Annotated in this window: 25 protein-coding genes and 1 tRNA gene; 12 read left to right on the forward strand and 14 right to left on the reverse strand. The window is 64.3% G+C overall.

Going from position 1 to position 22,856, the window contains the following annotated elements:
• Positions 1 to 26: 26 nt before the first annotated feature.
• Entirely contained in the window at positions 27 to 293 is a 267-nt protein-coding gene (locus FKB36_RS02580; protein WP_261596456.1) for a hypothetical protein, read from the forward strand.
• Here FKB36_RS02580 and FKB36_RS02585 read toward each other — a convergent pair.
• A complete protein-coding gene (locus FKB36_RS02585) occupies positions 268 to 1,533 on the reverse strand; it encodes a hypothetical protein (protein ID WP_261596457.1) in 1,266 nt (421 codons plus the stop codon). The genes FKB36_RS02580 and FKB36_RS02585 overlap by 26 nt on opposite strands.
• A gap of 174 nt (positions 1,534 to 1,707) precedes the next feature.
• Here FKB36_RS02585 and FKB36_RS02590 point away from each other — a divergent pair, with 174 nt between their 5' ends.
• The 3 genes from FKB36_RS02590 (at position 1,708) to FKB36_RS02600 (ending at position 4,170) form a co-directional block, all read left to right on the forward strand.
• Positions 1,708 to 2,883: an RNA-guided endonuclease InsQ/TnpB family protein gene (locus tag FKB36_RS02590; protein ID WP_261596458.1), complete on the forward strand. Its 1,176-nt coding sequence runs from the start codon at positions 1,708 to 1,710 to the stop codon at positions 2,881 to 2,883.
• Positions 2,884 to 2,961: 78 nt separating this feature from the next.
• The gene (locus FKB36_RS02595) at positions 2,962 to 3,510 is read left to right on the forward strand and encodes a diacylglycerol/polyprenol kinase family protein (protein ID WP_261596459.1); all 549 of its coding nucleotides are present in this window, start codon (positions 2,962 to 2,964) and stop codon (positions 3,508 to 3,510) included.
• 75 nt (positions 3,511 to 3,585) lie between these two features.
• Complete coding sequence (locus FKB36_RS02600) at positions 3,586 to 4,170, forward strand: hypothetical protein (RefSeq protein ID WP_261596460.1); 585 nt, start codon at positions 3,586 to 3,588, stop codon at positions 4,168 to 4,170.
• 12 nt (positions 4,171 to 4,182) lie between these two features.
• On the opposite strand, the gene FKB36_RS02605 is transcribed toward FKB36_RS02600, so the two are convergent.
• The 6 genes from FKB36_RS02605 to FKB36_RS02630 form a co-directional block, all read right to left on the reverse strand.
• A complete protein-coding gene (locus FKB36_RS02605; protein ID WP_261596461.1) occupies positions 4,183 to 5,181 on the reverse strand; it encodes a cation diffusion facilitator family transporter in 999 nt (332 codons plus the stop codon).
• Between the two features lie 55 nt (positions 5,182 to 5,236).
• Entirely contained in the window at positions 5,237 to 6,736 is a 1,500-nt protein-coding gene (gene pyk, locus FKB36_RS02610) for a pyruvate kinase (RefSeq protein ID WP_261596462.1), read from the reverse strand.
• Positions 6,737 to 6,838: 102 nt separating this feature from the next.
• Complete coding sequence (locus tag FKB36_RS02615) at positions 6,839 to 8,041, reverse strand: energy-coupling factor ABC transporter ATP-binding protein (protein ID WP_261596463.1); 1,203 nt, start codon at positions 8,039 to 8,041, stop codon at positions 6,839 to 6,841.
• The gene (gene cbiQ, locus FKB36_RS02620) at positions 8,038 to 8,814 is read right to left on the reverse strand and encodes a cobalt ECF transporter T component CbiQ (protein WP_261596464.1); all 777 of its coding nucleotides are present in this window, start codon (positions 8,812 to 8,814) and stop codon (positions 8,038 to 8,040) included. The genes FKB36_RS02615 and cbiQ overlap by 4 nt, the downstream gene beginning before the upstream one ends.
• Positions 8,815 to 8,848: 34 nt before the next feature.
• On the reverse strand, positions 8,849 to 9,139 hold the full coding sequence (locus FKB36_RS02625) for an energy-coupling factor ABC transporter substrate-binding protein (RefSeq protein ID WP_261596465.1): 291 nt from the start codon (positions 9,137 to 9,139) through the stop codon (positions 8,849 to 8,851).
• Positions 9,136 to 9,828 (reverse strand): energy-coupling factor ABC transporter permease, encoded by a 693-nt coding sequence (locus FKB36_RS02630; protein ID WP_261596466.1) that lies wholly within the window; start codon positions 9,826 to 9,828, stop codon positions 9,136 to 9,138. The genes FKB36_RS02625 and FKB36_RS02630 overlap by 4 nt, the downstream gene beginning before the upstream one ends.
• Before the next feature lie 131 nt (positions 9,829 to 9,959).
• Here FKB36_RS02630 and FKB36_RS02635 point away from each other — a divergent pair, with 131 nt between their 5' ends.
• Positions 9,960 to 11,291 (forward strand): cobyrinate a,c-diamide synthase, encoded by a 1,332-nt coding sequence (locus FKB36_RS02635; protein WP_261596467.1) that lies wholly within the window; start codon positions 9,960 to 9,962, stop codon positions 11,289 to 11,291.
• 47 nt (positions 11,292 to 11,338) lie between these two features.
• Here FKB36_RS02635 and FKB36_RS02640 read toward each other — a convergent pair whose 3' ends face one another.
• On the reverse strand, positions 11,339 to 11,947 hold the full coding sequence (locus tag FKB36_RS02640; protein WP_261596468.1) for a cupredoxin domain-containing protein: 609 nt from the start codon (positions 11,945 to 11,947) through the stop codon (positions 11,339 to 11,341).
• A gap of 388 nt (positions 11,948 to 12,335) precedes the next feature.
• Here FKB36_RS02640 and FKB36_RS02645 point away from each other — a divergent pair, with 388 nt between their 5' ends.
• The 3 genes from FKB36_RS02645 to FKB36_RS02655 all read left to right on the forward strand — a co-directional run bounded on the left by FKB36_RS02645 (position 12,336) and on the right by FKB36_RS02655 (position 15,692).
• Positions 12,336 to 13,184: an aldo/keto reductase gene (locus tag FKB36_RS02645; RefSeq protein WP_261596469.1), complete on the forward strand. Its 849-nt coding sequence runs from the start codon at positions 12,336 to 12,338 to the stop codon at positions 13,182 to 13,184.
• Between the two features lie 92 nt (positions 13,185 to 13,276).
• Entirely contained in the window at positions 13,277 to 14,479 is a 1,203-nt protein-coding gene (locus FKB36_RS02650; RefSeq protein WP_261596470.1) for an MFS transporter, read from the forward strand.
• 64 nt (positions 14,480 to 14,543) lie between these two features.
• Complete coding sequence (locus tag FKB36_RS02655) at positions 14,544 to 15,692, forward strand: CPBP family intramembrane glutamic endopeptidase (RefSeq protein ID WP_261596471.1); 1,149 nt, start codon at positions 14,544 to 14,546, stop codon at positions 15,690 to 15,692.
• Between the two features lie 30 nt (positions 15,693 to 15,722).
• Here FKB36_RS02655 and FKB36_RS02660 read toward each other — a convergent pair whose 3' ends face one another.
• From FKB36_RS02660 to FKB36_RS02685, 6 genes are all read right to left on the reverse strand, one after another.
• Positions 15,723 to 15,995 carry a type II toxin-antitoxin system RelE family toxin gene (locus FKB36_RS02660; protein WP_261596472.1) on the reverse strand — a complete coding sequence of 91 codons (273 nt, stop codon included), beginning with the start codon at positions 15,993 to 15,995 and terminating at the stop codon, positions 15,723 to 15,725.
• Positions 15,980 to 16,225, reverse strand: coding sequence for a DUF7557 family protein (locus FKB36_RS02665; RefSeq protein ID WP_261596473.1), 246 nt, complete (start codon positions 16,223 to 16,225; stop codon positions 15,980 to 15,982). The genes FKB36_RS02660 and FKB36_RS02665 overlap by 16 nt, the downstream gene beginning before the upstream one ends.
• Before the next feature lie 101 nt (positions 16,226 to 16,326).
• Positions 16,327 to 16,983, reverse strand: a complete 657-nt coding sequence (locus FKB36_RS02670) for a CDGSH iron-sulfur domain-containing protein (protein WP_261596474.1) — start codon at positions 16,981 to 16,983, stop codon at positions 16,327 to 16,329.
• A 171-nt stretch (positions 16,984 to 17,154) separates the two neighbouring features.
• Positions 17,155 to 17,241: transfer RNA gene (locus FKB36_RS02675), tRNA-Ser, on the reverse strand.
• 41 nt (positions 17,242 to 17,282) lie between these two features.
• The gene (locus FKB36_RS02680; protein WP_261596475.1) at positions 17,283 to 18,191 is read right to left on the reverse strand and encodes an RNA-guided pseudouridylation complex pseudouridine synthase subunit Cbf5; all 909 of its coding nucleotides are present in this window, start codon (positions 18,189 to 18,191) and stop codon (positions 17,283 to 17,285) included.
• 4 nt (positions 18,192 to 18,195) lie between these two features.
• Positions 18,196 to 18,876 carry a uroporphyrinogen-III synthase gene (locus FKB36_RS02685; protein WP_261596476.1) on the reverse strand — a complete coding sequence of 227 codons (681 nt, stop codon included), beginning with the start codon at positions 18,874 to 18,876 and terminating at the stop codon, positions 18,196 to 18,198.
• Between the two features lie 88 nt (positions 18,877 to 18,964).
• Here FKB36_RS02685 and FKB36_RS02690 point away from each other — a divergent pair, with 88 nt between their 5' ends.
• The 4 genes from FKB36_RS02690 to FKB36_RS02705 are packed head-to-tail and all read left to right on the forward strand — an operon-like array spanning position 18,965 to position 22,436.
• Positions 18,965 to 20,176, forward strand: a complete 1,212-nt coding sequence (locus tag FKB36_RS02690; protein WP_261596477.1) for a tripartite tricarboxylate transporter permease — start codon at positions 18,965 to 18,967, stop codon at positions 20,174 to 20,176.
• 34 nt (positions 20,177 to 20,210) lie between these two features.
• Positions 20,211 to 21,071, forward strand: coding sequence for an NOP5/NOP56 family protein (locus FKB36_RS02695; protein WP_261596478.1), 861 nt, complete (start codon positions 20,211 to 20,213; stop codon positions 21,069 to 21,071).
• Positions 21,068 to 21,670 carry a fibrillarin-like rRNA/tRNA 2'-O-methyltransferase gene (locus tag FKB36_RS02700; RefSeq protein ID WP_261596479.1) on the forward strand — a complete coding sequence of 201 codons (603 nt, stop codon included), beginning with the start codon at positions 21,068 to 21,070 and terminating at the stop codon, positions 21,668 to 21,670. Before FKB36_RS02695 ends, FKB36_RS02700 begins: the two co-directional genes overlap by 4 nt.
• Before the next feature lie 31 nt (positions 21,671 to 21,701).
• Positions 21,702 to 22,436: a DUF1614 domain-containing protein gene (locus tag FKB36_RS02705; protein ID WP_261596480.1), complete on the forward strand. Its 735-nt coding sequence runs from the start codon at positions 21,702 to 21,704 to the stop codon at positions 22,434 to 22,436.
• The last annotated feature ends 420 nt before the right edge of the window (positions 22,437 to 22,856 follow it).

The raw sequence follows: 22,856 nt of genomic DNA on the forward strand, positions 1-22,856 counted from the left end.
GTTCATGAAGCGCAAGGATAGGTAGCATGACCCCTGTTCCCGTTCATCGGTTGCCCCGCTCCCTACCCATTGTCGAGACCGGCACCCGGGAGAGCGCGCTCTGCACGATCGCGAACGTCGCGACCGCGCTCGATACCCTGCGCGAGGTGAGGAAGCACGTTCGCGGGGATCACAAGCGGCGCCTCGATGATGTCGCGGTGGTTCTCCGTGTCGTCGCGCTCGACGCCCAGGCGACCTACGCGATAACCGACGAAGAGGCCCGGTCGTTCATCCGGGACTGCCGCTCGATGTGAGGTCGCCGGGCAGCGCCGGTTCGGTGAGGGCGTGGACGAAGCGTTCCCACCGACCCGCACCGTCCCCGACGTAGTCCCGGACGATCCGGTAGCCCTCCGCGAGAGCCACCGGGTATGCCCGGAACTCTTCGATGAGCCGGAGACGCGCCTCTGCCGCTTCCCGGTCGAGGAGCAGAACATCCCGGAGGTGCCGGCACGCCTCCTCCCGCGACAGCACACCGCCGAGATACTTGCGGGCCACCCGGGCGTTTCCCGTACGGTTCAGGGCTGTAGACTCAATAACGACGGCATCGAAGAGCCCGGCATCCTCCGGCTCGAACCCGGCCAGGGGGAAGAGAACCTCCTCGAAGAACTGCGCGCGCTCGTGGCCGGAGAAGATCATCTCCTCCCCGAGCACGGCGGCCCCTTCGGCGACCGTCGCGAGCGGGGACGCGAGGGTGACGACCGAGTGCTCGATCCAGCCGCGGGCACGGACGAGCGCCGTCTCCCGGATCGTCCGCATCGTGTGGCGGCCAGGGTAGCCCTCGTGGCAGGCGTAGGCGAGCGCCCGGTCTATGGTGACCGGTAGATCGGCGTTCACCCGGACGAGGCTTGTTGCGTCACCGAGGTAGCGGATGAACGCTTCCCATGGCTCCCCGGCGGTGTAGCCGATCTCGAGCCGTTCCCCCGCCGGGAGCGGCAGACGTTCGACGGTCCTGCGCCGACTCTCGGCAAATGCTGCCGCAAAGACCGGTTCCAGCCGGTCGGACGGGATGACGTACGAGTCCATGAACGCCCGGTATCTGACGGAAAGGTTGCCGTCCCCCGGGAGTCGGGCATCGAGTGTCGCATGGAGTTCGCCGTACCAGTCCGTGTCGTCCTCCGTCGCCGCGACCCCGTAGAGCGCCTCGGTCTCGGCATCAAAGGAGAGTTTCTCCCCCGCGAGGATCCCGGCACGGGTGTTGAGCGCCCGGATCATCTCCCGGAGGTGGGTGTGGCGCATGCGCCCGGCCTCCTCCAGGCGATCGGGATCGATCCTGTCCAGGGTGGCAAGGAGGTCGGCGGCGTATCCGGCGATGCGGTCCGGCGGGACCGTTACCGTGAGCGCCTCGTCCCGCACCGCCGCCGGGCCGAAATAGGCGTCCACGAAGACGGGATCGTGGACCCCGAGCCAGAGCGCGCATTTGACGTAAAATCGTGCCACGGCGTCCATATCTCTGGCCTCGGCAGCGTTCTCTCCGGTGTAGGTTGAAGACTCCATCTGTCACCTCCCGGTGAAATGTGCGTTCTCCGGCTACTTAACTTGCGGGGGTGAAGGGGACTGAGCGGGACGTCCCCGGTCGATAGATCGGGGACGGACGCACCGCTGCCCTTCTCCACTTTCACACTGCACGGATCATGTCTATCTTCTTTCAGATGAACACTCTTGTTGTCTATGCTCATTTCCTACAAGTATCGAGCGTATCCAGATGCAACCACTGAGGCACGGCTGAATGCCGCACTCGATACCTGTAGGTGGCTCTACAACAAACTCCTTGAAGAGTGTAATACCACGCGAGAAACCGGGGTCACTCCGACGATGCGAGGAATGCAGGCGCGGATTGTCACGCTGAAAGAGGAGAACCCATTTCTGAAGGACGTGTATTCAAAAGTCCTTCAGATGGTGAACTATACCCTCTGGAGCAACATCCGTGCTCTGTCGCAGACAAAGAAACGAGGGCGGAAGATCGGCAAACTCCGGTTCAAGAGCGCATCCCGGTATCGGACGCTCAATTACAACCAGTCCGGGTTCAAGATCGACTGGGAAAACAGTAGGATTGCCTTCTCGAAGATCGGAACAATCCCATTCACCATGTATCGACCCTACAGTGGGAAGGTGAAGGGCATCCTGATCACCCGTTCCGGTGATAGATGGTATGTGATCGTTCAGGTAGAGCAGACAGTGTCTGCATCAAAGCGTGAAGGGCGTTCTGTCGGCGTCGATGTCGGGTTGGATTCATTTGCGGTCGATAGCGATGGTATGGTGATCGAGAATCCCCGATTCTATGAGCACTCGCTTGACCGGATTAAGAAGTTGCAGCAGAGCGTTGCCCGGAAGCAACGCTTTTCACAGAACTGGAAGATGGCAAAAGGGAAACTGGAGAAGGCGTATGACCATATCACGAACCAGAAGAACGATTTCCTGCACAAACTTTCTCGTCAGTATGTTGACACCTATGCAACGATATGCGTTGAAGATCTGAATATCAAGTATCTGAAAGAGAACGGCAAATCTCGCGGGTTCCGGAGAAGTATCCACAGTGCGTCGTGGGGACGATTCTTTTCGTATCTTTCGTACAAGGCTGCAAGGGCTGGTACGAATCTTATCAAAGTCGATCCCCGGAATACGACGCAGATGTGTTCGAACTGTGGGAGTATCGTGAAAAAGGATCTCTCTGTGAGAGTTCACGAATGTCCATATTGCGGGTTTGTTGTCGGTAGAGATTACAATGCTGCGGTGAATATTCACCGCGTGGGGATGGAACAGCCCTTTGAGCCTGTGGAGCCAAGACCTCTCCATCACGTTTCTGTGATGCAAGTTTTGTCTATGAAGCAGGAAGCCCCGCCCTGAAGGGTGGGGTAGTTCACCCGCCGTGATCCGCATCCGCCGACAGAGGGTTTAACCGGTTCCTCGCCGAGATCAGGAGTGATGCACGAGTCGCTCCGGCAGATCGTCCACCTCACCTTCGGTCTCGGGATCGCAGGGTTCGTCCTCCTCTTCGACCGCGATATCGTCCTCTCCGTCCTCATGCTCGCCCTCTTCGTGGGTTTCATCCTCTCCGACGCCATCTCCCGGGGCTACACCATCCCGGTCGTCTCGCCGATCATCGCAGGGCTGGAGCGGCGCGACGCCGTACCCGGGAAAGGAGCGCTCTTCTTCACGCTCGGAGCCCTCTTCTGCATCGTCTTCTTTACAAAAGAGATCGCGTTCGTCGGGCTCGTCGCGCTCTCGCTCCTCGACAGCGTCACCACCCTTGCCGGTCTCCGGTTCGGCAGGACCCGGATCTATAACCACAAATCGCTCGAGGGCACGCTTGCCGGGTTCGCGGTGACGGCAGCCGCCCTCTGCCTCCTCCTCCCGCCGGGGATCGCCCTCATGACAGCGGCTGCCGCGGCCATCGCCGAACTAGTGAGCCCGGTGGACGACAACCTCGTTGTCCCGGTCGTGGCCTGCCTCGCCCTCACGCTACTGCTCTGAGTGCGTTGAACCAGGCGGTTCAATTATTGTATATACGGCAGTCCCGGATCTCTCTTTTACCAGAGGTGAGGATCGATGAAACGCATCATTGCAGCGATCATGATTGTCTTCCTCCTCTTCCCGGGATTCGCGGCCGCCGCTCCCGGGAACTACGGCAGCCCGGGAGGAGAGCAGATCGGGAACGGCGAGGCGAACATGGCGCCGGGGGAAGGGCAGCGGTTGAGGGCGGAGGAGAATGCAATCCCCGGCGCGGAGGCGAGCGTCCCTGACCGTAACGAGGTCCGGCTCGCAGTCCACGCCCTGCTCGGCGCTGAGAACCGGTCCGGCGGCATAGGACAGAACATCTCCGCCATCGCCCGGGAGGTCAACAACTCGGTCCAGAAGACCTTCGAGGCCGAGGAGCAGATCCGGGCCCGGCATGGCTTTATACGCTCCCTCTTCGGGGGCGATGTGGAAGCCGCCCGGCTGATCGAGGGAGAGGCGCAGCGGAACCGGGAGCGGGTCACGGAACTCCGGTGCCTGATCGGGAACTGCACCTGCGATGACGCGACCCGGACGATGCTCCGGGAGCAAGTCCGGACGATCGAGCAGGAGCAGGACCGGCTGAGAACCCTTGCGAGCGAAGAGATGCAGGTTCGCGGCCTTTTTTCCTGGCGGTAGACCCCCGGCCTTTTATTCCTCTTCTTTTGGCCTATCGCAGAGCGCGGGCCGATCGCACTCCGGACAGGTGGTGAAGATCCCGCATTCGGAGCAGTCCTCGCCGGTGCAGGGCTGGACCCGGATCGTGACGTTCGTCCGGGGGAACTCCCGTTTGACGTCGGTCTCCATGTGCTTCACGACACCATACGCCTCCTCGAGGGTTGCGGTCCGCGGGACGACCATGTGGAGGTCCACGAACCGGTTTGGACCCGCCCGACGGGTCCGCAGACGGTGGAAGTTGATGACGTCCGTGCAGTGCTCGTTGAGGATCTCCCGGATCCGGGCCTCCTCCTCGGCGGGAAGGCTCCGATCGACGAGATCCTCGAACGAGCGCCGGATGAGGTCGAATGCTGCCCGGAGGATGATCGCGGCGACCACGAGCGCGATGAGCGAATCGAGCACCACGAGGCCGGTCAGCCGGATCAGGACAAGCCCGAGGACGACCCCGGCGGAGGTGTAGACGTCTGTGCGGAGGTGCCAGGCGTCGCTCTCGAGCGCGATCGACTCGGTCTTCTTCGCCACCGTCATCAGCCGGGAGGAGACGTAGTAGTTTACCCCGGCCGAGAGGAGCATGACCGCGATACCGAGCCCGAGCCCCTCGACGTTCAGCGTCTCCTCTCCGCCGAGGAGGTTCTTCAACGCTTCATTGACGATCAGGGCGGCGGCCACCAGGATCAGGACCGCCTCGAGGAGCCCGGATATACTCTCGTACTTCCCGTGCCCGAAGGTGTGGCACTCGTCGGGTGGCCGGGCCGACTGGCGGACAGAAAAGTAGGCGATTATCGCGGCCACGAGGTCGATCGCGGAATGGATCGCCTCGGATATGATACTGACCGATCCGATGGCAAAGCCGACGACGAGTTTCACCGCGACGAGAAATGTGTTCGATGCAACCGAGAGGCGTGCCGTCCTCTCCTTCAACACGCCATCCCGGCCCGGCGCATCCTGCTCGTTCGAAACGATCACTCCCATCTCTAGTATGAGTGTTCGCCCCCGCCGGGATAGGGTTTTCGCTCTCCGGGATACCTCACTCCACCGTGAGGATGATGAGCGAATCGGTCCCTTCGCGCCCGGGGGAGACCCCTTCGGTCAGCACCACGCGCTCCCCGGACGTGATCAGCCCCGACTCCCGGACCGATTCGAGGATAGCCTCGTGCCAGTACTCCTTCTCGCTCCGGATCAGGAACGAGCAGACCCCGTAGGAGAACGCCAGGAACTTGAAGGTGCTCGGGTTCCGGGTGAACGCGAGGATCCAGGCCTCGGGCTTGAACCGGGAGATGCTCCGGGGGGTGCTCCCGGAACGGGTGGGCGTCAGCACCAGCCGGATCCCGAGCGCATCTATCGCCTCGATGACGTTTAAGGAGACGACATCGTTGACGGTGATCTTCTCCCTGCCCTTCCCCTGCCGGAAGTAGGCGAGCGGGCTGCACCCGGCACCGACGAGCGCGCGCTTCTCCTCGGTCGACCGGGCAATCTTCGCCATCATCGCGACCGTCTCGACCGGGTACTTCCCGATGGACGTCTCCTCGGAGAGCATGACCGCATCCGTCCCGTCGAGGATGGCATTTGCGACGTCGGTCACCTCCGCCCGGGTGGGCCGGATGTTGTCGGTCATCGACATCAGCATCTGGGTGGCGGTGATCGCCGGGCGGCCGAGGACGTTCGCCTTCTGGATGATCCGCTTCTGCACCGTGGGGACATCCTCGATCGGCGTCTGAACCCCGAGGTCACCCCGGGCGATCATGACCCCGTCGGTCTCCCGGAGGATCCCGTCGAGGTTTGCGAGCGCCTCCTGCCGCTCGATCTTGGCTATCACCTGGATGGACTTCCCGGACCGGGCTGCATACTCCCGTGCTTTATGGATATCCTCCGCCCTCTCGATGAAGGAGATGCTGAAGGTGTCGAGCCCCTCGGCGAGCCCGAACTCAATGCACTCGAGGTCCCGGTCGGTCACGGCGCTGAGGGCAACGATCCCCCCGCCGCCGACGAGGCTCATCCCCTTGCGCGAGAGGAGCAGGCCGCCGATGACCACCGTCGCCCGGACCTCGCTTGCGGCAACCTCGTCGACCCGGAGCTGGAGGAACCCGTCGTTGAGGAAGATGGTGCTCCCCTCCGAGACCAGCTGCGGAAACTGCTCGAAATCGACGGGGATCCGGGACGGATCGCTCGACACCGGGCCGGTCGTGAAGGTGACGGTCTCGTCTTTGTGGAGTTCCAGGGGTTCGTGTGCGAGATCGCCGATCCGGATCTTCGGGCCCGGGAGGTCGAGCAGGATCGTGACCGGGAGGCCCGTATCGTCCGCGGCTGTCCGGATGTTCTTGATGGTCTCCCGGTGCTCGTTGAACGTTCCGTGGGAGAGGTTGAGTCGCGCGACGTTCATGCCGGCGAGGATCATCCGGGCGAGCACTTCCGGCGAGCGCGATGCGGGCCCGATGGTACAGACGATCTTGGTCTTCTGGTCGGGCAGGGTCAACCGCTTCCGTTTTGCCTGCCGGGATATTCGCTGCAACGTCTCTTCGAGCATCATCACGTATCGTCAGGTGCCGGCACCGGATTAACCTTCGCACGGCAGGATGGGGATCACGGGGAAAAGAGGTTTATGCGTCTTTCCCGGGCTGTACCGGCGAGATCACTCGAAGGCGCCCTCCCGGCGGGGGCGATGGCCTGCCGTTTCCCCCACCGGGGTCGCCGCAAGTGTCAGTCCACTCTCGGCGCTGTACTCCCCAATACGGCGACGGACGTGCTCGACCATCCCCCCGGTGGTGATGATGAGCGAGTTCTCCCCGATGAGGGCCTTCAGGATGCACTTGTCGATGACGCCGTAGGTGTAGTCGAGGAGGACCCGTTCCCGTCCGGCGAACTCCTTTGCGCGGGTGCCCATCGCCCCGACGTGGTCGACCGCCCCCTGCTCGACGAGCCGCCGCAGGTCGTCCCCGCCGGTCAGGTCGGCGTCGCAGAGGTAGATCCTCCCGGTCTCGCTCCGTGCCGGGGCACGGCCGTGCATCGCCCGCTCGATCCGGTCGGTGAACTCGAGCACACTCTTTGGAGGGACGTCCCGGTCGATGACGCCTCTGAGGTTGAGTTCGTTGTAGAGGTCGAGGAGGGCGGGAGGTTTCAGCCTGGCGGACGCGAGGAGGCCGTGGTCGGAGAATATCTCCTCCGGCGGCCCCCGGGCGAGGACGCTCCCCTGTTCCATGAGCACGATCGAGTCGGCCCAGCGATAGGCGAGTTCGACGTCGTGGGTGGATACGAGCACCGTCCGGCCGCCGGAGGCGAGTTCGTCGAGGAGTTCCATCACCTCCTCCGAGCTTGCGGGGTCAAGGGTGTTCGTCGGTTCGTCGAAGACGAGAACCGACGGTTCCATCGCGAGGATGCCGGCGATGGCGACCCGCTTCTTCTCGCCGCCGGAGAGGCGGTGGGGCGGCCGCTTCTCGTAGCCCCGGAGCCCGACGTAGCCGAGCGCGTCATGCACCGCCTGCCGGACGGCGTCGGGGGGGTGGCCGAGGTTCACCGGGCCGAAGGCCACGTCTGCTTCGACGGTCGGTGCGATGATCTGGACGTCGGGGTTCTGGAAGACGAACCCGACCCGGCGCCGGAGTTCGCGAAGGCTCCGGTTGTCGTAGGCGAGCGGCCGGCCGGAGAAGCGGATCTCGCCCGACTCCGGCCGGAGCATGCCGTTCAACATCAACAGGAGCGTCGACTTCCCGGCGCCGTTCGGGCCGACGATGGCGGTCTTTGAACCGGCTTCTATCCGGACGCTCACCCCGGCAAGGGCGGCGGGGCCGTTCGGGTAGGTGTAGGTGACGTTGTCGGTCTCAAGCAGTGGTGTCATAGAAGTACCAGGCCTCCGGTGGAGAGCGATATGCCGAAGATGGCCCCGATGTAGAGCAGGGCCGCCGCGAGCGCGGAAAGAGAGAGGGGACGGGTTTTACCCGGGATGCCGAGTTTACCGTCGTAGCAGCGTGCGTCCATCGCAAGCACCAGGGCCTCGCCGCTCTCCCAGGTCCGGATGAAGAGCGCGCCGGCAAGCATTCCAAATGATTGCACCGACTCCCGAAACCGGCTGTAGCCGAGGCGCATCACCTGCGAGCGGTAGATCTGTCCTGCCTCCTCGATGAGGATGAAGATGAACCGGTAGGTGAGCATGGCGAGATCGATGAGGACCGTCGGCACCCGGAGGCGCCGGAGGATCTCGAATATCTCGGTCGTCGGCGTCGTGAGCGCGATGAAGTAGAGCGAGCACATGCCCCCGAAGACCCGGGCGAGGAGGAGGAGGGCGAGGTTCGCGCCGTCCGCCGTGATTGCGAGAGGGAGACCCGGGACCTCGACGAGCACCGCACCGCCGCCGGTTATGAAGAGGATCACGGCGATGCTCATCACCGCAAACGAGGCCGGGATGAGGAGGAGCCGGGCGTAGAACCGGGCGGGGATCTTTGCGAGGACGAGGACGGCGGCGCTCATCGCGGCCGCGACCAGCAGGGGAGCGACGGGGCCTGGCGAAGAGACCGAGACGAGGATGCTTGCAAGCCCGATGAAGAGTTTGAGGGCCGGGCTCACCTCCCTGAGGCGATTTGTCCGGGCAAACTCTTCGAGAATATTGTGCATGCGAGCCCCGTCCTCCTATCTCCCGATCAAAAATTCAGGCGGTCTTCCTGCTGCCCTGCCAGTAGCCGAAGATGTATCCGATGACTATCGCGCCGATGGCGGCCTGCAGGGCGAAGAGGAGCGACTCGATCTCACCGCTCGGGGGTTCCCAGAAGGGCCCGATCCAGGGCTCGTAACCGGAGGCCTCGATGAGGTCGGCGGCTGCACCGTCGGCCCCGCCCCAGGCTTCCTCTCCGGTGGCCCGGATCGCGGCGTCCTCTATGAGGAAGACGGCGGCGAAGACGATGATGAGCGCGGCGACCGCGATCTCAAGACCGTATTTCATGCTGCGGCCTCCCGGAGTCTCTGGACGGTGCTCTCAGAGAGGAGGTTCAAGCGCGTGAGGATCTCGGGTTTGAGCTGGACGATGTACTTGAATACCAGCGCGATGATCGCGCCTTCGATGATGGCGAGCGGAACCTGGGTTACGGCGAAGATCGCGGCGAAGGCCGTGAACGCCCCGAAGAACCCGACGCTCCCGGGGAACGCGAGCGCGAGCTGGACCGAGGTGACGACGTAGGTGGTCAGATCGGCAAGGGCTGCGGCAAGAAAGACCGTCGCGTAGGTGTTTGCGCCCGCCCGCGTCCCGGCCTTGTAGATGAGATAGGCGACAAGGGGCCCTGCGATCCCCATCGAGAAGACGTTTGCCCCGAGGGTGGTGATCCCGCCGTGCGCGAGGAAGACCGCCTGAAAGACCAGGACTATCAGCCCGAGGACGGCGGCGATGCAGGGGCCGAAGAGGATGCCCCCGAGCCCCGTCCCCGTGGGATGGGAGCAGCTCCCGTTGAACGAGGGGAGTTTGAGCGAGGAGAGGACGAAGACGAAGGCGCCTGCGACCGCGAGGAGCGGCAGGGCTTCCCGCTTCTCCCGCACAAGTTTGTTCAGCTGGTACAATCCGATGACGATGAAAGGCAGAGAGACGATGAACCAGATCTGCCACCAGGGACTCGGTAAGAATCCTTCCATAATGTGCATGATATCACCAGTGGCTACCGCCGCGAAGGCAGCAGGACAAATTTGTTTTACCTAAGGCAAACTTATTTGATGTACCCTGGTTATCCCCGGTCATATTTATCTTCTGCGGTATTCAACACTACAGGAACGTTATGCGCACGATTCCACGAATTGTCGTCGCCGGAACCCACAGCGGCTGCGGCAAGACCACGCTTGCAAGCGGCCTGATGGCGGCGCTCGTCGCCCGCGGGCTCGCCGTCCAGCCCTTCAAGGTGGGCCCGGACTTCATCGATCCCACGCACCATTCGGCTATCTGCGGCCGGACGTCGCGCAACCTCGACCCGTTCATGATGGGGGAGGCGGGGGTGCGAGAGACGTTCGTCCGTGCCTCCGCCGGGGCCGATATCGCCGTCGTCGAGGGTGCGATGGGGCTCTTCGACGGGCTCGAAGGAACCGATACCGCGAGCACGGCGCACGTCGCAAAGGTCCTCGACGCCCCGGTTCTTCTCGTGGTCGACGCGGGGGGCGCGTCACGGAGCGTCCATGCCATGGTCCAGGGATACGCGGGGTTTGATTCGGCCGTCCGGGTCGCTGGAGCCATCTTCAACCGGATCGGGAGCCCCCGCCACCTTGCCATGATCGAGGAGACGAAGAGCCTCCCCATCTATGGGGGAATCCCGCGGCGAAAGGATCTTGTGGTCGAAAGCCGGCACCTCGGACTCGCGATGGCGGCCGAGACGGGGATGATGGCGCGGTTCGGCGCGGTGGTCGAGGAGACATGCGATCTCCCGGGGCTCATCGACCTCGCCCGGTCGGCCCCGCCCCTCCCGGCACCGGCGGAGGAACCCGCCCGGCCGGAGACCGGGGTGCGCATCGGCGTCGCGAACGATGCGGCGTTCTGTTTTTACTACGCGGACAACATCGACCGGCTCGTGCGGGCCGGGGCGGAACCGGTCTTCTTCTCGCCGATGACCGACCGGCTCCCGGACGTGGACGCTCTCTACCTCGGGGGCGGCTACCCGGAGCTCCACGCGGAGGCGCTCTCCTCATCCCGGTGCCGGGAAGATCTCAGCCGCGCTGTCGATGACGGGATGCCCGTCTACGCCGAGTGCGGCGGGCTCATCTACCTCACCGAACGGCTTGCGACCGGCGAGGGGGATTACCCGATGGCCGGCGTCCTCCCGGCGGCGGCGGAGATGACGGGCCGCATCCAGGCCCTCGGGTATGTCGATGCCCGGGTTGCCGGGACGGCACCGATCCTTACCCCGGGGTCGGCCTTCCGGGGCCACGAGTACCACTACTCAAGGCTTGACTGTGCTCGTGACGCCCGGTTCGCCCTGGAGCTCCTCCGCGGGCGGGGTATTGACGGCGGCCGCGACGGGCTTACCGTGCAGAACGCGGTCGGGCAGTACACCCATGCCTACTTCCTCGAAGGGTTCGCCGAACGGCTGGTCGAGGCCGCAGAGGCATACCGGCGGACGTAAGGGAGTTTCGGAGGTTCCCTTACAGGCACCGGTGAGAAAAAAGAGAGTCAGGCGGTGACGATGATCTCACCCTCAAATCCGCCGGTCATCGACTGGTAGGTGTAGTTGCCCACGCCGTTGAAGGTGTAACTGAACGTATCGCCCGGCGCGAGTAGCCCGGAGTCGAAGAATCCAGCCTCTCCATTGGCCGACACGGTCTGGTTCGTCGAACCGTCGTTGGTCCATCCCACCGTGGTGCCCACGGGGACGGTGAGCGTGTTCGGCACGTACCCGCTGTCGGTGATGGAGACGGTCTCGTCAGCGACGAGTGCCGCCGGCGGTCCCGGCGGGGTCTCCGTCGCGCCTGTGACGGGGGTCGTTGCCGTCGCCATCGGTGTTTCGCCTCCCGCTAGGGTCGTCGCCGTTGTCATCGGCGTCTCAGTACCCACCGGAGTTGTCTCGGTCTCCATCGGCGTTGTTGCCGTTGTCATCGGCGTCTCGGTCTCCATCGGCGTCTCCGTTATCGCCGGCGTCTCCTCTGTTGTTCCCATCGGGGTCTCGGTGAGTCCCGGGGTTACACCGGGTGTCACCGTCTCGTTGCCCGCAGGCTGCACACACCCCGCGATCATGATGCTCGCAATCACCATGAGAGCAAGGATACCAAACATCCTCTTCATGTGGGGGACGATGCTTCTTGGCGTAAATAAACTTTACCCCTTGCCCGAAAACGAAAATTCAGGGCGTAAGCGCCCTGTTGATGGATGTTGCACCTCCGTCCCGCCGTTGGATCGTTTTCGTGGCCCTGTTCTTCAGGAGAATCCCTCAAAGATGATGGTTGCCCGGATAACGGGTCTCCCGCTCGTATCCGGGAGTCTTGCCGCACTGCCTTCATACGGTGGGACCGGGGGCGGGCCGGGGGGTGTTTGCGGAGCAGAATGTCCTGAATGCTGTTCGGGGTAGTGGGTGCCGCACCGGCCGGCAGCCGTCGTCTCATCTTTTTGGAGTGGGTAACCCTCCGGCTCCATGGTGAGGGTTTTATTACGAGGGTGTCGGATAAGGTGGCCCATGGCAGGGCTCGATACGCGTCGGTTCGGGAAGACCGGGCGGGAGGTCACCCGGGTGGGGCTCGGGGGAGAGGGGGTTCTCCGAACGTTCGGGCGGCACGCGGAGGCGGCGGCCGTCATCACCGAGGCGCTCGGGCAGGGGATCACCTACTTTGACTCGGCGAAGGCCTACGCGGGGAGCGAGGACTACTACGGCGAGGTCTGGCGGGACCGCCCCGATCTCAGGGAACCGGTTTTTCTGGCCAGCAAGTCGGCGAGCCGGCTCCACGCGGACGCCGAGATGGACCTCCAGGCGACCCTCCAGAGGATGGGCATTGAAACCCTCGACCTCTGGCAGATCCACGACATCAGAACGTTTACCGATATCCGGGATATCGAGGCCCCGGACGGCGCCCTCGAAGCCTTCATCGAGGCGAGGGAGTCCGGCGTCGTCCGGCATATCGGGGTGACGGGACACCACGACCCTGACGTCCTCACACACGCGGTGGAGACCTGGCCGGTCGACGCGGTGATGATACCCGTAAACCCCGTCGAGGAGGCGCTCGGGGGGTTCATGGATACGACGCTCGCGGCCGCGAGGGAGCAGGGTGTCGCGGTCATCGGGATGAAGGTGCTCGGCGGGTCGAACTACCTCGTCCCCGGTGTCGGGGTGACGCCCGAAGTCCTCGTCCGGTACGCTCTTGCCCGGGAGGTCTCCGTCGCGATCGTCGGCTGCTCGACGCCGGCGGAGGTGCAGGCGCTTGCCGCCGCCGGTCGGAGCGGCCCTCTGCCCGACGACGAGGCGGCGGCGCTCGTCGAGGTCTTCCGGCCGCATGCCCGCGAGCTCGCCTACTACCGCGCATTCCGGTGAGGCGGCCCGGCAAAACCTTCTTCTGTAACCGATATAACCCGGCGGCGCCAACCTACGGGAGAAGAGAGTCCTCTTCGGGGAGATGAATCAGCATGACGACCGGAATACTGCATCGGCTCCGCGCCTTCAGGAGCCGTATCGCCGCATCGCCGGACGCCATCCTCGTCCTGGTCGCACTCGTCATATTCATGGATATGGCGATCTACGGCCTCCTCATCCCGGTCTTTCCCGAGTATGCCCCCCGGCTCGGGGTGGACGAGTCGTTCGTCGGGATCGTCTTCGGGCTCTATGCCGCGATGCTCCTCCTCTTCTCCATCCCGATGGGCCTCCTCTCCGACCGGGTTGGGCGCCGGCCGCTCATCGTCGTCGGGATGCTCCTCCTCGCCCTTGCGACGGCGCTCTTCGGCTTCTCTGCCACGGCCACCCACCTGATCGTCGCCCGGGTGGTCCAGGGGATAGCCGCTGCCGCCACCTGGTCGGCGGGGCTTGCCCTCCTCGCCGAGACCTGTGACCCGGCACGGCTCGGGGAGAAGATGGGGATCGCCCTCTCGGCGGTCGGGTTCGGGACGGTCATCGGTCCGGTCATCGGGGGGCTGCTCTTCGAGTACCTGGGCTACACCGCGACCTTCCTCATCCCGGCGGTGCTCGTGGCTGCGGTCGGTCTTGTGGTCTTCGCCGTCCCGGTGCGCACCTGCAGGCAGAAAGAGCGGTCGACGGTGCTGCCCGTGAAGAACCGCCGCCTTCTTGCCGCCTGTGCGGTCGTGGTCGTCGCGGTATCCGCGACCTACGGTATCGTGGACCCCTACCTCCCGGTCCACCTGCACGCCGCCTTCTCGGCGTCCCCGGCAACGATCGGGCTTGTCTTCGCGGTCCTCGCGGTCGCGGCTATCCTCGCCCAGCCGGCCGCAGGAAGGATCTACGACCGCTACGGGGGAGCCCGCCACCTCATCGGCGTTGGGCTCCTCCTCTCCGCGGCCGCGGTCGTCGCCGCCGTGCAGGCCCCAACCCTCGCCCTCACCATCATCGCCGTCTTCGTGCTGGGGGTCGCCCTGAGCTGCGCCATCGTCCCGGTGATGCCGATCCTCGCCGGCATCTACCGCGACCACGGTTCGCAGGGCGCCGCCTACGGCATCTACAACACCTTCTACTCCCTGGGTCTTGCGGCCGGACCGTTTGCGGGCGCCGCCCTCATCGGCCGGGTGCCGCTGCCGGTGCTCTTCCTTCTGCAGGCCATAGGGCTCGCGATCACGGGGGTGGGGGGCTGGCTTGCCGCCGGGAGGGCCGGACGGCGGTGAGCCTGCGTTACCTTCATTGCGGCCGCGCGTGAACAGGTATTCTGCCTCATAGCGGGAACCAATTATGTCACGAGAATTTTTCCAACGACACGCACCCGAACTCCTGATCGCTTTCTTCGGCCTCATCATCCTGGTTGCGGCCTTCGGGGAGATCGGTGGGGAAGTGGGAGCGTTCCTCACCTCGGCGCTCGACGTGGCGCTCTTCGTCATCCTCGCGATGCTCGTCTACCTCGCCGGAACCCGGCACCCTCTGTTCCGGTGGATCGCCGTCCTCTGGCTCCTGGTCGTGGTCGCCGGGCTTGCGGCTATCGCGACGGGGTTCGGCGCCATAGCAATCCTGCCGGCGGAGGCGCTCGAGTCCGAGGAGATCGATCCGGAGACGGTCGACCTTGCCCTGGCCGCGGAAGTTGCCCTCCTCCTCCTCGGTGTCATCGTCGCGGGGTTTGCAAGCCTCATCGGGTTTTCCCGCCGGTTCAGGGGATGGCTCGCGGGGTACCTCCCGTTCGACCCGGACTCCCTCCTCCATACGGTCGCGCTCGTGGTCATCCTCGCCATGATCCTCATCCCGCCCATACCGCTCCTTGTCACGGGGGTTCCGCCTTTCCTCTCGGAGCCGTTCCTCGACCTCCTGCTCGAGTCCGGGGATCTCTTTGCGGAGTCGATCACGCTGAACGCCTACACGCTCTTCTGGACGCTCATCGGCTCGTTCTTCATCGCCGGAGCGTTCATCCGGCGGACGGGGCGCGAGACCCTCGAACGGCTCGGACTCGTCCGCCCGACGGGGAAAGAGGTCGCTTTTGCCGTCGGTGCGGGTCTCGTGCTCGTTGCCGTCTTCCACTTCGTTGATCTGGCGCTCGCCATGCTTGTGGGCTGGCTCGGCCTTCCGGTCACCGACATGGAGGCCGTCAACCTGCTCTTTGCCGGAGCGCTCACGCTCCCCGGGATCATCATGGCATCCGTCGCGGCGGGGTTCGGCGAGGAGGTGAGCATCCGCGGCCTGCTCCAGCCCCGGTTCGGCATCCTCCTCCCGGCGCTCCTCTTTGCGTCGCTTCATGCGTTCCAGTACAGCTGGGACGGCCTCATATCGGTCTTCCTTGCAGGGATCGTCTTTGCCTATATCCGGCAGTATACGAACACGACGACGTCGGCGATCACGCATACGGTCTACGATCTGGTGCTTTTCTCGATGATGATGGTCGGGATGTCGATCTGAGGGGTGAAACCCCTTTTTTTCCGAAAAAAATCAGTGCTTCCGGTATACTCTCGACCGATGACCTACTTCCACCACGACGATCAGAAGGACATCGTCACAGATATTCAAAATAGCACGGTATTTTCCGACCCGCAGTGAATAGAAAGGGTTCTGGCTCCCTCCTTTCAGCTTCTTCACGTGCCGGGTGGGATCCGGTTCCTGAGCAAGCGCCTCCACCTCGTCGAGGATCCGGGTTCCGACACTCGCGGGCATCTTCGCGAGGTTCCGCACCACCGCCGCCGTGAGTTTTACTCTGTATCCCATACCGCCTGCAACTCGGCGCGCGCTTCTTCCAGGGTATACAGGCGGCCGGCCTTGATATCTTCGAGCGACTCCTCGATTCCCCGGATAGCCTCGGCGCTCAGGGGCTCTTCGTCCTCGGCGGTATTCATGAGCCGCCTGATAACATCGTCAAAGGTCTCGCGAGGGTACCGCTTCATCCCTGCCAGCCGCTCTTTTGTCTCCTTAGATACCCACACTGTCGTCTGAGACATACTATGATCTATAGTAGGCTATTGAATATCATCGTTGCGATCATCCTCGCCACTTCTCTGCGACGCCATCTCTTACGCCTTAAAGACGGGGATCGAATCGTTTACAGCCCGATGTGGATCCCGTCGCAGAACGGTTTGTTCCGCGATCTCCCGCACCCGCAGAGGGTAACCCGGTTTCTGATCGTATAGGTTCTCCCGTCGGCGGACTCGACAGGGATCCCGCCGCGGACCCAGAGCGGCCCGTGTTCACCCCTGGCGGGGTTTTCGATCACGACGATAGCTCTCTCAAGAGCGGGCTCGATCGCCTCACCGCTCTTTCGATCACGGAGAACGAGCCGACCGGAGGGGCAGTTGCACGCTTCATCTATCGCTGTGTCCCGGGCGTCCGGGATATCGGACCGCTCCGTGAGGTTCCAGATTCCCCCTGCCCTCAGGCAGAACCGTGCGTGTGCACAGAGCCCTTCATAATCGGCCAGCTCCAATTCCGGCCCTCTGATGACGGTGGGGTTCTCAAGATACGGTTCATCTCCGGCGGTTTCGGTACCGTTAAAGCGATCCTTCGCATGTGTCCCGTCGCAGAACGGTTCGTTCTTCGAATGCCCGCAACGGCACAGGGCATATTCTTCCCGCAGGGGATACTCCCGTACCTTTTGCCATGAACGGCAGTCGCCCCTGTCATCGTTGGCGATCTCCATCACTGTGAGCGGGACACCTCCGGTCACGATATACGGGCCATTCGTGCTCACCCGGATCTTCATAGCATCGCCCCCGGTAGCTCTTCTGCATGTTAATCTATGGGTGAAGGGGGTCGAACCGAGGAGTTCTCACGCTAAAGGGTAAAGAACACGGCACAATCCAGAGAATAACGATCGGAGCCTGCAGGGAGTCTGCATAATAGATCCGATAAAAGAATCAATCGTATGTTAAAACGCTGAGGGGGAGATTTGAACTCCCGAGGGGCTCAACGCCCCACGGGCTTTCCAGGCCCGCGCCCTACCGGTCTAGACTACCTCAGCACGGAATGTGCATCATTAGTTGGCGGGATATTCTATTAATATTAACTCTTGCCGTGCGCTTTCCAGCCGCGGGGATAGGTGCCGGGCTGCATCAGGACGGAGGTGGGCGCGACGACGAACCCCGGTTCCCCGGGCTTCAGCGCCGACGAATTGACGAGGCCCTTCCCGAGCCCGACGAGTTCGCCGCGCCCGGTCACGATCGCGACCGTCTCGCCCTTTGCAAATCCGCCCTCCTTCCCAACGACCCCCACTCCGGCAAGCACCGCACCGTGGCAGACGGCATCGACGGCGGTGTCGCGGATGACGACCTTCGCAAGGTCGGCGACGGCGGCCGCCGCGGGGAGGATCATCCTCTGCAGGGGCTCATTCTCGCCCTCCCGGGCGACCGCAGCGGCATCGGCGAGTTCGTGGAGCGTGACGGCGGCGGTCTCGCCGAACGATCCCGAGCGAATTCTCCGGAGTTCCTCCATATGGGCGCAGGTCCCGATCGCGTAACCCAGGTGGATGCAGAGCGTCCGGATGTAGGTCCCGGCATCGCACCTGACCCGGAAGAGGACGAGCCGGCCATCCATATCCAGGATCTCGATCTCCTGAATCTTCCTGATCCGGAGGTTCCTCTTCACCGCGCTCTTTCTCGGCGGGCGCTGGTAGATCCGGCCGACGAACTCCGCTGCCGCCTGCTCCACGCTCTCCCGGGAGGCGTCGGCGTGGAGGCGCATCAGGCAGACATACTCCTTGTTGTGCGAGAGGAGGACGGGGGCGAGCCGGACGGCGCCGCCGAACATGACGACGAGCACCCCGGATACCTGCGGGTCGAGCGTCCCGGCGTGGCCGACCCGCCGCCCGAGGATATCCCCGACCCAGGCGGTCACCTGGTGGCTGCTCGGCCCCCGGGGCTTGTCGACGACGACGATCCCGGACTCCGGGATGGAATAGTCCTGGTCGGTCATCTCCTCACCTGCCTTCCGCGTAGCGGTTCAGTGCTTCAAGCGTTCCCGCGAGTGACCCGTCCCCGACGACCGCCGGGGGATGCCCGCCCGCCCGCATGGCATCGGCGGTGATCTCGCCGATGGCGACGAGGAGGAGGTCGCCGCGGGGCTGCCACCGGGCTTCCCGGTAGGACATGGCGCTCGTGAAGAGGACGGCGTCGGCGGCGTCGAGCGCGAGTTCGGCACCGGTGGGGATGAGGGCGTAGACCCGTTCCTCCCGGACGGTCCCTCCCGCATCGGCGATCGCCCCGAGAAGGCCCGGGTTTGGGACGTCGGCCCGCGGGATCCCGACCGTCCGGCCCCGGAGCCACTCTCCGAGGTAGGGGACGAAGTCACGGGAGTAGAACGTGGGGAGAACCTCCGCCTCGATCCCGAACCCCCGGAGGACTTCGGCGGTCTTCGGCCCGATCGCGATCACCCGCGGCCACCGTTCGAGTTTCGGCCCGACGATCGCCGCCGGGAGGGCGCTTGAGAAGAAGAGGCATTCGAACTCGCCGCGGTGGACGGCCTCGACGAACGTATCGACCCGCTCGGGCCGCAGATCCGCCCGGAGGGGTGAGACCGTGTAGCAGTCGTGACCATAGGTTGCGCAGAGGGCGCGGTCTCCCGCCGCCTTGTTCTCGAGCCGGGTGATGGCGATCTTCATCGTTACAACCTTCGCCCCGGTGGAATATGACTGTATCGGGAACGCAATTCGGTTGATTTATCCCCGCCCGCTTCGACCGTTATTTCACGTGCTCGCGAGTATCGTGCTTGGGACAGTGGTCGGCATCGGTTGCGGCGCCGTGAGCGGCCTCGTTCCCGGGATCCATGCAAACACCGTGGCGGGCGTCCTCCTCTCCCTCCAGGCGCTCCTGCTCGCCTGGTTCGATCCGGTCTTCATCGCCTCGGCCATGTTCTCCACGCTCGTTACGCATACGTTCCTCGACAACGTCCCGGGCACCTTCCTCGGCATCCCCGACGCCGACACATCGCTTGCGGTCCTCCCCGCGCATGCCCTCTGCCTCGAGGGCCGGGGAGAGGAGGCCGTCAGGATATCGGCTCTCGGGAGCGCCGCAGGCGTCGCCTTCTCCCTCCCGCTCGGGCTGGCGTTCGTCCTCTTCCTCCCCGCGCTCCAGCCGGCGATCGACTGGGGGATCGGTCTTGTCATCCTCGCCGTCGCCGGCTACCTCATCGTCGTCTCCGAATCCCCCGGGTGGGCGCTTGCGGTCTTTGCGGTATCCGGGCTCCTCGGGCTCTTCTCGCTCGGCTACTCCTTCCTCGCCTGGCCGACGGGCGGCGAGTCCGGGGTGCTGATGCCTCTCCTCTCCGGGCTCTTCGGGATCGCGGTCCTCCTCCATGCATCGCACGGGGCGATGCCTGAGCAGCGCTTCTCGGGGATCGCCCTCCCCGCGGGCGCACTCCGGCGGGGCTCCCTCCTCGGCTCGGCCGCCGGTGCTCTCGTCGGCTGGCTCCCGGGCCTCTCGAGCGCCACGGCGAACGCACTTCTCACCTCGGTCGTCGGCTACGACTCGAACCCCCGGGAGTACATCCTTGCGACGAGCGCCGCAAACACCGTGAACGCCTTCCTCGGGCTTGCGGCATTCTACGCCATAGCCCGGACGCGGAGCGGAGTGATGGCGGCGATCGGGGCGCTCGAGGAGCTCCCGCCGGCGACCGCCATCCTTCTTGCGGGTGCGCTGGCCGCGATCGGCGCCTACCTCCTCACCATCCGCCTCTCGTCGATGGCTGCGTGGTTCTCCGGCGTGAACACCACGTTGCTCAACCACGCCGTCATCGTCTTCGTCGCCCTCCTCTCCCTCTTCCTCTGCGGCCCGTTCGGGGTGCTCGTCCTCCTGCTCGCGACAGCCGTCGGTTACGTCCCGACTCTCGTCAACGTCCGCCGGGTCTACTGCATGGGGGCAATCATGGTCCCGGTGATGGTCTACTCCTTCGGTCTTGCCTGACGCTCTTATATCGACTGCCTCCCAATACCGTACCATGCTACAGCGCTACTGGTTCGGGGAGATCGACGAGGGGGGGTGCCGGGGGGCCGGCACCGATCCGGCCGCGCTCGCCGAGCGGGCTGCCGCGCTCCGCACCGGTATGGAGTCCTACGTCCCTATCGACTGGGAGGCTGCCCGGGACTGCGGGGTCGTCCGGACCCGGGAGGAGTACGTCGACCTGCTCCGCTCCGTCTGCACCGTCCTTGCCCGGCAGAAGATCGCCCGGGCATACCAGGGCCGGGACGTCGAACTCCTCCAGATGGTCAGGATGCTCGACGAGCTCGACAACGTCATCAACCTCCTCTCGGAACGTGCAGCGGAGTGGTACCAGGTCACGAACCCCTCGTTCTCCCGGAAGTACCGCAGCCTCCCGGCGAAGAAGATGCTCGGCATCGTCCGGAAAGGGGCGCGGGGCGGGTTATCGGACGTCGCCGACGAGATCGAGCGGCTCGCCGGGACGAGAACCCGCCTGATGCGGGAGGTCTCGGCCCGGGCCGACGAGGTGATGCCGAATACGAGCGCCCTCATCGGCGGGCTGGTCGCGGCCCGGCTCCTCTCCCGTGCGGGAGGGCTTGCCACACTCGCGAGGATGCCGGGGAGCACCATCCAGGTTCTCGGCTCGGAGCGGGCGCTCTTCTCGCACCTCCGGGGCGGGACACCGCCGCCGAAGCACGGGATCATCTTCCAGCACCGCCGGGTCCACAACGCCCCGAAGGATGTGCGGGGGCGGGTGGCCCGGGTGCTCTCGGCGAAACTCGCCATCGCCGCCCGGCTCGACTACTACCGGGGCGAGGCGGTGCCGGAGTTCCTCGAGGGCGCCCAGGCGCGGATCGACGAGGCGGGGGTCGAGGCATGATCCGGCTCGGGAACATGCTGGTCTCGCCCGGCGAGGGCGGGGTCTACGGGGAGCGGACGCTCGACGGCTACCGGGTCTGGGACCCCTACCGGAGCAAGCTTGCGGCGCTCTACACCCTCGGCGGCGGGGTGGAACTGACGCCGGAGATGAGGGTGCTCTACCTCGGTGCGGCGAACGGAACCACGGTCTCGCACGTCGCCGACTACGTCGAGACGGTCTACGCGGTGGAGTTTGCGCCCCGGCCGATGCAGGATCTCCTCGAGGTGGCCCGCCGGAGGAAGAACATCGTCTCGATCATGGCCGACGCGAACCGTCCGGACGAGTATGCACCGTTCATGGAGGCGGTCGACCTCCTCTACCAGGACGTGGCGCAGCCGAACCAGGTCGAGATCGCGATGAAGAACATCGTCTTCCTCAAACCGGGCGGCCATCTCATCCTGATGCTCAAGACCCGGAGCGTGGACGTCCGGCAGGACCCGGCCGAGGTGCTCGCCGGGGCGCGGGCCGGGCTTGAGCAGCGCCTCAATATCGCGGATGTCCGGTGGCTCGAGCCCTACCACCACGATCATGCCGCGATCGTCTGCACCCTCCGGGAGTAGTATATATTAGAGGGGAGAGCGACTCCATCACATGGACCGGGTAGTCTTCAACCCCTTCTCCCCGCTGCTGCTCCTCTTCTTCGTCGGGCTGCTGGTTCTCTTTCTCCTCGCCGTCATCGTCTTTCCGATCCTTTTTTTAACCGCGATCGGGGCAACGTTCACGCGGCTCGGGTTTTCCTGGTGGCAGGCGCTCCTCATCCTCATCCTGACGCTTGTCGGGAGTTTCATCAATATCCCGGTGAAGACGCTTGAGGGCCGGCCGGGGGTGCCGGCCTACGACCGCTACGCCGTGATGTACGGGCGGCTCTACCGCATCCCGCAGCAGGCGCCGCGGACGGTCCTCGCGGTCAACGTCGGCGGCGCAGTGATCCCTGTCCTGATATCGCTCTACCTGCTCTATGACTCGGTCGTTCTCAGCGGCGGCTACCAGCTCTTCGCCCTCGCTCTCATCGGGGTCGCGGTCGTGACGGTCGTAACAAAACTCGTCGCCCGCCCGGTGCCCGGCCTCGGGATCGCGACGCCGTTCTTCATCCCGCCGCTCGCGGCGCTCTTTGCGGCGCTGATCCTCTCGCTCTTTGCGGGCGGCGTCCCGGCCGCGGCGGTGATCATCGCCTACGTGAGCGGGACGCTCGGCACCCTGATCGGGGCGGACCTCCTGAACCTCAACCATATCGCGGAACTGGGGGCGCCGATGGCGAGCATCGGGGGAGCGGGGACGTTTGATGGGATCTTTTTAACCGGGATCATCGCGGCGCTGCTGGCATGAGGACGGGGTTGTGGGTGCTGCTTGATTATTTTGATGTATGAAGTTAGAGGGCCCATCTGGTTTTGGTTTGCGGGTGGATGCATACTTCAAGACATCGAATGATTTCATGCACCTCAAGTTGCCTCATGCAGAAGCGCATGAAGATCGTCGTGTAGTTATTAGCGCTTTCCTTGAACGGCATGCTGGATTACGAAGCCCTCCATCGACGCTATGAAAGGATGGGCCTGATGGGAGATGCAGGGCGAAAGCGAATATGCAGTTAGTAAGGTCGTATGGTGCTATGCAACCCTAACACATATTAATACGGTGAGAGATACCATAACCAAAAGCCAAAAAGATACGTGGGGATGATGTAGATATGGCCCAGAAAATTGAATTAGGCCTCTACCTGGAAGGGGATGACGCACGCCGTTTCGAGAG

Source organism: Methanoculleus formosensis (genome assembly GCF_025384765.1).
GTDB lineage: Archaea > Halobacteriota > Methanomicrobia > Methanomicrobiales > Methanoculleaceae > Methanoculleus > Methanoculleus formosensis.